At 61.2% G+C, this 1,569-nt stretch carries 1 pseudogene; it reads left to right on the top strand.

The window, feature by feature from the left end:
• Positions 1 to 1,569: pseudogene (locus tag MSIMFI_RS27310) on the top strand (PPE family protein); the annotation flags it as partial.

Here is a 1,569-nt window from a genome sequence, read left to right as displayed (position 1 = left end):
ATTCGGGTACCGGCAATGTCGGGTTCTTCAATTCCGGTACCGGGAACTGGGGTGTGTTCAATTCGGGGAGCTACAACACCGGTGTCGGTAATTCGGGGATTGGCAGCACGGGGTGGTTCAACGCCGGCAGTTTCAACACGGGTCTGGTCAATGCGGGCAATTACAACACCGGCAGTTTCAATGCGGGTGACGCCAATACCGGCGACTTCAATCCGGGCAGCATTAATACCGGCTGGTTCAACACCGGTGATATCAATACCGGGGTGGCCAACTCCGGCAACGTCGACACCGGCTTTTTCATCTCGGGGAGTTACAGCAACGGCGCCTTTTGGACGGGCGACTACCAGGGCCTGTTCAACTTCTCCTACCCGGTCGGCGACCTGATTCCCCGTACCTACCTCGTGTACCTCCGGGAAACCGTGAACCTGGGCCCCATCCACATCGATCCGATCCCCGTTCACATAAAACCGCTGATCATTGACCAAACCTTCGACATCGGCCCATTCACTGTGGATCCGATCACCGTCAAAGCAATCCCGCTGGATTACCACGAAACCTTCGACCTGGGCCCCCTCGTCATCTTCCCGCCCACCAACATTCCCGCCACGCTCATCAACTCGTACTCCACATCCCCCGGCGGCTCCGCACCACCGCCCTTCGTCATTCCGGCAACGTCCAATGTGTGGCTCTCCACCGTCGACTTCCAGAACGGCAATACCGTGCTCGGCCCATTCCAGGGCGGCCTCAACCCGGTCACCATTCAGCTGGGCGCCCCTGGCCCATCATTCTCGGCGCTCAACGTAAGCATCCCGCCCATCGCCATACCGGGACTGGCCATTCCATCCCTGCCCCTGCGACTCGATGTGACCGGCGGCATCCCGGGTTTCACCCTCTTCCCGGATGGCCTCAATTTCCCGAAAATCCCGGTGCATATCGATGTATCCGCCGGCGTCCCGGACTTCACCATCTTCCCGAACGGCTACACGATCGACCCAATTCCGCTCAAGCTCAACCTCGACCTCATCCTCGGCCCCATCAGCCTCAACCCCATCCACAATCCGGCGGTCCCTGGGTTCGGGAACACGACCACCACCCCGTCGTCGGGCTTCTTCAATTCCGGTGCGGGTGGGGTGTCGGGGTTCGGCAACGTCGGGTCGAACGTGTCGGGCTGGTTTAACCAGGTCCCGTCGTCGATGCTGGGGCTGGCGTCGGGTTACTTCAATGCCGGCGCGCTGGGATCGGGTGTGTTCAACCTCGGTTCGGGTGTGTCGGGGTTGTTCAACACCAGTGTGCTGGACGTGGGGGTCCCGGCATTGCTGTCGGGTTTCGGCAACGTCGGTGCGCACTTGTCGGGCCAGTGGGCGGGAGCCAGCCTGGGGTTGGCCGATGTGGGGCCGGGCAATGTCGGGTTCGGCAACATCGGGGCCTTCAATCTGGGCAGCGGCAATGTCGGCGACTTCAACCTGGGCGTGGGCAATATCGGTGACGGGAATTTCGGGTTCGGCAATGTTGGCGAGGGCAACTTCGGGTTCGGCAATTCGGGTCTGGCGGATCTGCCGGGTATCGGCA

It is taken from the genome of Mycobacterium simulans, assembly GCF_900232995.1.
GTDB classification, from domain to species: domain Bacteria; phylum Actinomycetota; class Actinomycetes; order Mycobacteriales; family Mycobacteriaceae; genus Mycobacterium; species Mycobacterium simulans.
The sequence above is the reverse complement of the archived record's forward strand: the minus strand, read 5'-3'. Positions and strand labels throughout refer to the sequence as shown.